General features: G+C 31.9%; 7 protein-coding genes. 6 read left to right on the forward strand and 1 reads right to left on the reverse strand.

Annotation, left to right across the window (positions count from 1 at the left end; genetic code table 11):
* The first annotated feature begins 405 nt into the window (after window positions 1-405).
* The 6 genes from ACTNBR_RS15705 to ACTNBR_RS15730 are packed head-to-tail and all read left to right on the forward strand — an operon-like array spanning window position 406 to window position 6,889.
* Window positions 406-1,311, forward strand: a complete 906-nt coding sequence (locus ACTNBR_RS15705; RefSeq protein WP_441019148.1) for a radical SAM protein — start codon at window positions 406-408, stop codon at window positions 1,309-1,311.
* A 1-nt stretch (window position 1,312) separates the two neighbouring features.
* Window positions 1,313-1,651 (forward strand): PqqD family protein, encoded by a 339-nt coding sequence (locus ACTNBR_RS15710; protein WP_441019146.1) that lies wholly within the window; start codon window positions 1,313-1,315, stop codon window positions 1,649-1,651.
* A complete protein-coding gene (locus tag ACTNBR_RS15715; protein WP_441019144.1) occupies window positions 1,651-2,937 on the forward strand; it encodes an aminotransferase class I/II-fold pyridoxal phosphate-dependent enzyme in 1,287 nt (428 codons plus the stop codon). The genes ACTNBR_RS15710 and ACTNBR_RS15715 overlap by 1 nt, the downstream gene beginning before the upstream one ends.
* Window positions 2,930-4,714 (forward strand): carbamoyltransferase family protein, encoded by a 1,785-nt coding sequence (locus ACTNBR_RS15720; RefSeq protein ID WP_441019142.1) that lies wholly within the window; start codon window positions 2,930-2,932, stop codon window positions 4,712-4,714. The genes ACTNBR_RS15715 and ACTNBR_RS15720 overlap by 8 nt, the downstream gene beginning before the upstream one ends.
* Window positions 4,715-5,671: a radical SAM protein gene (locus tag ACTNBR_RS15725; protein ID WP_441019140.1), complete on the forward strand. Its 957-nt coding sequence runs from the start codon at window positions 4,715-4,717 to the stop codon at window positions 5,669-5,671.
* Window positions 5,672-5,707: 36 nt separating this feature from the next.
* Window positions 5,708-6,889 carry an MFS transporter gene (locus ACTNBR_RS15730; protein WP_441019138.1) on the forward strand — a complete coding sequence of 394 codons (1,182 nt, stop codon included), beginning with the start codon at window positions 5,708-5,710 and terminating at the stop codon, window positions 6,887-6,889.
* A gap of 501 nt (window positions 6,890-7,390) precedes the next feature.
* Here ACTNBR_RS15730 and ACTNBR_RS15735 read toward each other — a convergent pair.
* On the reverse strand, window positions 7,391-8,296 hold the full coding sequence (locus ACTNBR_RS15735; RefSeq protein WP_441019136.1) for a PD-(D/E)XK nuclease family transposase: 906 nt from the start codon (window positions 8,294-8,296) through the stop codon (window positions 7,391-7,393).
* Window positions 8,297-8,435 lie beyond the last annotated feature (139 nt).

Here is an 8,435-nt window from a genome sequence, read left to right on the forward strand (position 1 = left end):
AGATAAACATACGATAACTTATCAACAATCAACTAAATACGAGCGGCCGTTCTGCTCCGCATAGCGGCCGTTGAAAAACGCATTTGCGACCGCCAGAGGGCGCAAACTGCAGTTGAAAAAGCAGATCAGTAGAATATTATGAAATTGGTAAGTAAAAAATTGGGATATTAAAAATAATAAGTGAATTTAAACGTATATGCGTTTAAATAAAACCAATAGAAAGGGGGTTTGTGAGTATGAAATTTGTAGCACCAGAAGTAAAAAAACTTAGCATTCAGCCACCTCCGACAGCATAGCGTTGAAATCTGACTTATTGCATTTTATTAGTCGTGATAAAATAATCAATAAGTGAATGCGAATCAAGGGAGGAGTTTTCCTCCCTTTTATAAAAAGGAGTTTTGTACTATGAAAAATGAATATCCATTAATGTCAGGACCTTTAGCAATTAACTGGAATTATAGCTATAAATGTCAATTAAATTGTAGCCACTGTTATAGTAGAAATAGAAATGAAATAGAATTATCATTACAGGACAAATATAAAGTTGCCCAAAACATTGTAAAAAATAAAGTGTTCTTGGTTAATATAGGAGGAGGAGAACCTATAACTAGTGAAGGCGTTTTCGAAATAATCCATTTTTTACGTAACAATAATGTTAATGTTTCTTTGAGTACAAATGGCTGGTTTATTGATAATGAAATGGCTGAAAAGTTAAAGAAATCTAAACTTAATCAAGTTTCTATTAGCATTGATCATCCAAATCCTATGTTACATGATCAAAACAGAGGCAAAAAAGGGTGCTTTCAGCGAGCTATTCAAGCAGCACAGATCTGTCTAAAACACGATATTAGAGTTGTCTTTTCAACTACAATAGCATCATACAATTATGATGTTTTAGAAAAAATTGTAGAATTGGCAAATTATATAGGAATAAGTGGAGTGGATTTTAAACGTCTAAAAACGATGGGGAATGCTTCAAATAGGACGGATCTAGAAATAGATGATGAGAAAAAAGAAAAATTGTATTTGAATATTATCAAATGGAGACAGAAGTTCGAGAAATTAAAAATTACATTAGTATATAATGAAAAGCAAGTTGGTGATATTGATGGGGGATGTCCTTGTGGAAAAATTTCATTGTGTATTTCCTCAAACGGGAATATTGCTCCTTGCGTTTACAATAATAAAGTTGTCTTGGGGAATGCGACACGAGATGATTTGGGGGATATTTGGAGAAATTCACCACAGTTATTATATATGAGAGAACATTATGAATGTATGGGTTTAATGAAAGAAAAAGGAGAAAAATAGAATGAGTAAATATAGTATAAATCAAAATATTTTGTATCAGAGAGACTATAGGATACCGGAAAATATGTCGATTTTAGATTATGTTACATCTGAGATTGCAGAAGAAGAAATTAAAAGTGGAGAATCAACAGTATTGGTTATTTCTATAAATGAGGAAATATATGAAGTTAACTTAGTAGGTGCTATTATTTTTGAAATGATAGGCGACAATTTTGAGGAAAATGATATCCTGAAAAAGTTGAAAGAATCGTTTCAAATAAAGGAAGAGGAGTTAGTTGAATGTGTAGAAAAATTTATTCAAGATATGATTCAATTTGACATATTACAAGAGGGAAAATAATGAATGAAGTACTAGCAATCCAAGGTGGAAAGAAAACTATAGACGAAAAGTATGAAAATACTGTGAGAAGAGATCGTTTTACTGAAGACGATCGCAAAGCAATAATAGCATATATGTCTGAAAGTAATAGCCTGATTTCTTATTATGGTGATGAAGGATTACAAAAAACATATGAAAAAGAATTGGCGGCATATTTTAAAAAGAAATATTGTATTCTGTTTAATTCGGGAACTAATGCAATATTAGCTGCCTATTTTGCCTTAGCTTTGGAACCAGGAGATGAGGTTTTAGTACCGGATTGCTCATTCTTCGCTGTAGCAACTCCATTATTATTATTAGGCATTAATCCTGTTATTGTAGATTGTGATCCGAATTTAGGGCTTATGGATCCAAATGATTTGAAAAGAAGAATTACGGAAAAGAGCAAAGCAGTTATAGTCAATCATTTATGTGGACATTCAGTGGATCTAAAAAGAATTTCAGCACTCTGTAAACAAAATAATTTAAAATTAATAGAAGATATTTCTTTGGCGTTTGGTGCAAAATACAATAATACTTTAGTTGGAACAGAGGGGGATATAAGTTGCTTATCATTGGGATCAACAAAGTTGTTAAGTGGTGGTCAAGGAGGAGCTTTTTTGACAGACAATACGGAATTGTATGAAAGGGCTATTCTGTTAGGGTGTTTTGGAAAAAGAGCTTATCAAAATATCTTGAATCCTTTTTATCGTCAATTTGTAGGAGGTAGCTACGGTACTAACAGTAGAATGCATCCACTGGCAATCGCAATGTCATATTCTAGATTTTCTAAATCTAATGAGCTTATTGAAATGCGGCATGAACGGTATAACATGATTAGTTTTGCATTAAAACAAACCGGAATAATAAATCCTCCTATTACTAGAAAAAATGTATTTAGGGGAAGTTGGCACGGATTTTATGCTACATATGAAAAAAAAGATTATGATGTTCCGATAGAGATAGTTGTGCGTGCCCTTAGGGAAGAAGGACTTGATGTCCATCATCGAGCGCATTACCCAATGCTTCATGAATTGCCGATGTTTTCCAAACAGACAGACGGAAGGTATGGAGTCAAAAAAAATCCATTTCACACTAAGATCTGCATGAAAGAGGAATATACGGATACTGTTGCCTACAATGATAAGGTTATCTCATTTCCATTATTTTTAGATGAACCTTTAGATTTGATTCAAAAATATTGTGACGGTATTTATAAGGTGGCGAATCATTTTGCTGAACTTGAAAGGGTAAATAACTATGAATGATAAAGTATATTTTATTATGGGTATTAATCCTTGTATTTGGGGGTTAAATTACCATAATCCGTCCGTGGTGTTGATTTTACAAGATAAAATAATCTATGCAATAGAAGAAGAAAGAATCAACAGGAAAAAAAATTCAATGGGAATTTTTCCGGAAAACGCAGTTAATGAGTGTAAAAAAATTGCTCAGACTATGGGAATACCGATAAAAAAGGTGATCATTGGTTTTGATCCAAATGAAAAGGTGAAAAGGCTATACTATGAATTAGAAGCATTGTTGAAGTATGATCAAGAGTCTTTTTTTACTGACAAGTGCAATTGTAATATAATTGATAAATACAAAAAAGAGGTTAACCTAATATGTGATAGGGTGCAAGATGTAGAGAAATTAAAGATGTTACTTTCGCTGAAATTAAATATGCCAAATGTAGAGATTAGATTTGCTAATCACCATTTAAGTCATGCAATTTCAGCATATATTTTTTCGAAATTTGATGAGGCCCTTTGTGTTGTATGTGATGGAGTAGGGGAGTATGCTGCAACTAGTATATGGACAATGAAGGGAAAGATAAGAAAGAAGATTTCAGAAATAGCAATTCCTAATTCTTTGGGGTATTTTTACGCAATCGCAACGGCGTATCTAGGGTTTAAGCCCTGGAGTGATGAGGGAAAGGTTATGGCATTAGCGCCATATGGAAAATATAATAAATATATTTTTGACAAGCTGGAGAAAGTAATTTCTTATGGTGAAGGTAGCTACAATGTTTCTTTTTTTATAGAAAATAGTCTTACGAATGGCTTGGCTTTAGATATAAATAAAGGTGTGAGCATATTTGAAGAATTATTCGGTATTGATAAATGTACGAATAACCTTGATGACATATATAAAGATATAGCGTTCGCTGTACAAACATATGTTGAAAATATTGTTCTTTCATTAATTAATTACTGGAGTGGACAAACAAAAATAAGTCGGGTTTGTGTGGCAGGAGGAATATTTATGAACTGCAAATTAAATATGTATATCCGAGAAAATGCAAAAATTGATAAATTATATGTTCAACCAGTAGCGGGAGATGCGGGTACAAGCATTGGAGCAGCATTTTCAGAAAGCAACGTTCTTAAGGCGGATTTGAGCACATTGTCTTTGGGTAATCAATATAACAGAAAAATGATTTATGAAGAATTAAAGTTAATAAAAGGAGTGTCTTATAGGTATATTCCAGATGAAGAGTTGTGTAATAATATTGCAAAAGCTTTGGTAGATGGTAAGATAGTATGTTGGTTCCAAAAAGGCGCTGAATTTGGGGCAAGGGCCTTAGGTAATAGATCTCTCTTAATGGATCCAAGAAAACGCCGAAATGCTGATACGATGAACGAACTAATAAAGCATAGGGAAAAATGGAGACCATTTGCATGTTCTATATTGTTTGAATATGCAGATTTAGTATTAGAAAATTTTGATGAAAATAGTAAGCCTTATTTTATGATAGAAGCATATAAAGTCCGGGAAGAGTGGATAAATAAAATAGGAGCAGTTATACATCCTGCTGATTATACTACAAGACCTCAGTTAGTAAAAGAAGAAAACTATCCTTTATATTATAAGCTTATATATCAGTTTTATAAGATGACAGGGATTCCACTAATTATGAATACGTCATTTAATGATAAAGGAGAGCCGATAGTATTATCTCCTAAAGATGCAATTAATTTTTTTGTGAAAAATAAAGCAGACTTATTAGTTATGGGGAATTACGTTGTTGAAAAGGAGAAATAAATGTTTAATAAAAACAATACTCTATTTATTGAACTTACAAATTCTTGCAATTTGAAATGTAAATCGTGTGGCTATTGGAAACCTCACAAAATTTCTAATATTTCTGTCAAGGAATTTCAAGAAATCTTGGCCTTTTTTGAAAGTATCGGTATAAAAAAACTTCATTTAACAGGTGGAGAACCACTTTTAAATAATGATGTTGAAGCAATATTAAATATAGCGAAGAATAAAAACCTGTACACTAAGATTTCAACAAACGGGACATTAATTCGAAGGAATATGTCAAAGAAAACTTTGAATATGTTGGATGAAATTATGATTTCTGTAGATGCATCAAATGCTATCCTTTATAAGGAGATCAGAGGACAAGATTTTTTTGCTGATGTCATAGATGGAATTGAATATGTTTCTAGGCAAAAGAAAAAAACGGCAATCGTTTTAAGTTTTTTAATACAAAGAAAAAATTATAAAAACATTTTAGAATTTATCCGCTTTGCATCAGAATATGATATTGTTAGAATAGCTTTTTTGGTTCCAAATAAAGGTGGTGATTTTTCCGGGAATGTGGAAAAAAATTGCTATAGAAAAGAAGTTTTTCTATCAGAAGAAGAAAATAAAGAATGGATTGAGGAAATATATCCACAATTAACGGAGAATATGAAGCGGTACTGTCATAAAATAGAGTTCCCCAATTCTAAGCATATGGAAGCAATCAGAGATTATTTTTCTGATGGATCTTTACAGATAAGAAAGCAACCATGTATGCAAGCGTTTAATACAATATTTGTGAATGCTGATTTAGAATTTAAATTTTGTCCTTATTTTGAAAAAACATTTAAAATGGGCTCTTTTGATATTGAACATGATTTGGAAAAAGAAAGATTGAAAATATTATTTGATAAAAAAAATCAGATATCAAAATGCGCTTATTGTTTAGAAACTCAATTAAATGATTAGGTGATTAAAGACATGGTGATTACAGGAGGGGATTTTATGGATGAGAAAAAAATGGGGAAAATGATGTCTAGCTACTACATAATGCAATCTTTTATATTTTATGTTCCCGTGCTGACAATATTTCTTAAAAATGAGATAAACAACTTGTTTTTAGTTAGTGTTTTGTTTTCTGCAAAATCTATAGCAACATTTTTGTTAGAAATACCGACCGGTTTTATTGCGGATCATATTAGTAGAAAATTATCGATCATTACAGGAACGATTATTTACATAATATCGATGCTTATTTTTGCGATATATCCTAAATTTGAACTTCTTATAATAGCGCAAATATTGTTTGGAGTATCTGAAACTTTAATATCGGGTTCAGATCAAGCCTTATTTTATGATAACTTTAAATATATTAAAAAAGAAGATAGTTATCAGAAGTACTTTGCCAATTTAACATTTCTTAGTACTTTGGCTTTATGTGTATCTTTTTCTGTAGGAGGAGTTATATACGCATTTAATAAAAGAGGAGTATTCTGGTTAACAGCAATATTTATGGGTATATCTTTAATTTTTTTAGTACCTATGAAAGAATATCCTTATAAAGATCAGAACAGACATGACAAGTTTTCTATATCTTTGCTACTTAGCAGAGTTAAAAAGATAAATGAAGAATCAAGAGAATTTAAATTTTATCTTTTTTATTGTAGTATAGTAGAAGCATTGATCTTATCCATATATTTATATCTAATTCCATTGCTTTTAGAAAACTCTAATATTACGGGACAATACTTTGGGGTAATATATGCAGGATGTACTATTTTGTTTGGAATAGGTGCAAAAGTAAGTAAATATATAAAAAATAATTTAAATGGTATGATTGTGACATTATTTATTTCCCTAATTCTTTTTGGTGTTTATAAGTATAAACCATCAGCAATAGGAGCAATTTTGATGATAGCAGGTATTAGAATGATGTGGGGAGTATTTGATGTTCTTTTCAAAGCCGAGTTAAACTCAAAGTTAAAAAATTCGGAAGTAAGGGCGACAATATTTTCTGTCAGCAATTCAATAATTAATGTCGGCTCCACAATTATAACGTTCATCTTTGGAATAGTTGTATCAGAAAAATCACTTGATTTTCTTTTAGTGCTTATTATATGTTTAATTGTAATATTAACTATATATATAGTAGGAATAAAATCACGAATAAAAAGATGGCAGTCTTGAAACAGTCGATATTGAAAAGTATATAGTAATTCGTTTTACTTGAAGTACTATACGAAATCGCAGAGAGTAGTTGCTTAATAGAACAAAATATTCTATAAAGTGGAAGGTATATAATATTTAGAAATTTCCTGATATATCATTATGTAAATAAGATAGGGTATGTAATATGAGGGTATGACATATAGAAACGGACGTTTCTTAGTGGCATACTCTCATAATAAGTTCGCCAATGAAAAGATAAAGCAAGAGACCTAGCAGATTGAAAATTTTATTTGGGTTGTAAAAAGCATAACAATAAGCACAATAGTATGTTGCATTGAATTAAAGTTTAAGGTAAGAACTCAATCAATCTTGGGATTGTTTTAAACAAGTAAGTTGTTTCAAAGTTGGTGCTAGAATATGGTAAGAGAAACATATATGACAATTACAAAAAGTAGTCTTTACAGGAAAATAAGAATAATCTGCAAAGACTGCTTTTCGATTTCGAAGTTGCTATTAGGTTTAAAAATTTAACTTCTTTCGTAATTCCAGGAGTTCCTGTTCCATTTTGGATAACTTTAACCGCTGGGCATCAATCATACCTTTTTGCGAAACAATTGTATCTTTTTGCGAATCAATCATACCTTTTTGCGAATCAATCGTATCTTGTTGGGTATCGATCGTTTTTTTCTGCGAATCAATCGTATCCTGCATTTCATCAATCATATATTGCACAGTATTACGATCCAGTTCTTGTAATTCCTTTGAAAACATTTCCATCACCTTTTCTGTATTGCGACAAATCTGGTATACATCATCATAGAGAGGCTTGAATTCGGGGAAGGCTTCGATTAGTTTCATAATCGTCTCCGGTTCGTCCACACATAGGAAGGTAAGCCAAGCTTCTAACTTGTTATTGATACCTTTATTTTGCAAAGTTTTCTTGAAAATGTCAAGAGCGATAAAGGTATAATCCTGAAGCAGTTCCAGTTTTAAACCAGTATCGGTTTTTTGATTAGAATGATGGATATAAATATCTGGAAATTTGTGAAATTCATATGTGCTTTTTTCGAATAGGATGACAGTATAGACATTTTTGATATCGCGATAGCTGAACCGTTTTTTCTTCTCACTCTTAACTCGCTTGTACTGGCGAAGGAGCAGATCAGCAGAGTAGCAGGTGCATCGCTGCCCGGGAAATGCATACCCAATCTTCTGCACCTCAACATTCGCGATGCTTCCAGTGGATAGCTCAACTACAATATCCATGATCAGTAGTGAACTTTCATCTGCAATGCGGGTAGAATCATTAGGAAGGACTTTCAAAATAGTGACTTTTTGATTTAATACAAGTGATAAGAAATCTTCCAGGCGTTCCGGTATGGTTTCCGGATTCATGATTTCTTTAAAGAAGGAATCATAAAGCATTCGAACTCCCTTGGCTCCAGTACAGAAATTTAACAAGATATAGCAAGAATTCTCCCACCTCTTTAGGTGGCGAGATGAATTGCAAAAAATATAAGAGAACACTTGTTCTAAGGTGCCGGATGTGGTATAATATAATCAG

The sequence above is a fragment of the Bariatricus sp. HCP28S3_F11 genome, from assembly GCF_052065395.1.
In the GTDB taxonomy this organism is placed as follows: Bacteria; Bacillota; Clostridia; order Lachnospirales; family Lachnospiraceae; genus Allocoprococcus.

Excerpts from the sequence above, each read along its gene's own strand:
- ACTNBR_RS15710 (WP_441019146.1), top strand. The coding sequence starts at position 1,313 with ATGAGTAAATATAGTATAAATCAAAATATTTTGTATCAGAGAGACTAT.
- ACTNBR_RS15715 (WP_441019144.1), top strand. The coding sequence starts at position 1,651 with ATGAATGAAGTACTAGCAATCCAAGGTGGAAAGAAAACTATAGACGAA.
- ACTNBR_RS15735 (WP_441019136.1), bottom strand. The coding sequence starts at position 8,296 with ATGCTTTATGATTCCTTCTTTAAAGAAATCATGAATCCGGAAACCATA.
- ACTNBR_RS15705 (WP_441019148.1), top strand. The coding sequence starts at position 406 with ATGAAAAATGAATATCCATTAATGTCAGGACCTTTAGCAATTAACTGG.
- ACTNBR_RS15730 (WP_441019138.1), top strand. The coding sequence starts at position 5,708 with ATGGATGAGAAAAAAATGGGGAAAATGATGTCTAGCTACTACATAATG.
- ACTNBR_RS15720 (WP_441019142.1), top strand. The coding sequence starts at position 2,930 with ATGAATGATAAAGTATATTTTATTATGGGTATTAATCCTTGTATTTGG.
- ACTNBR_RS15725 (WP_441019140.1), top strand. The coding sequence starts at position 4,715 with ATGTTTAATAAAAACAATACTCTATTTATTGAACTTACAAATTCTTGC.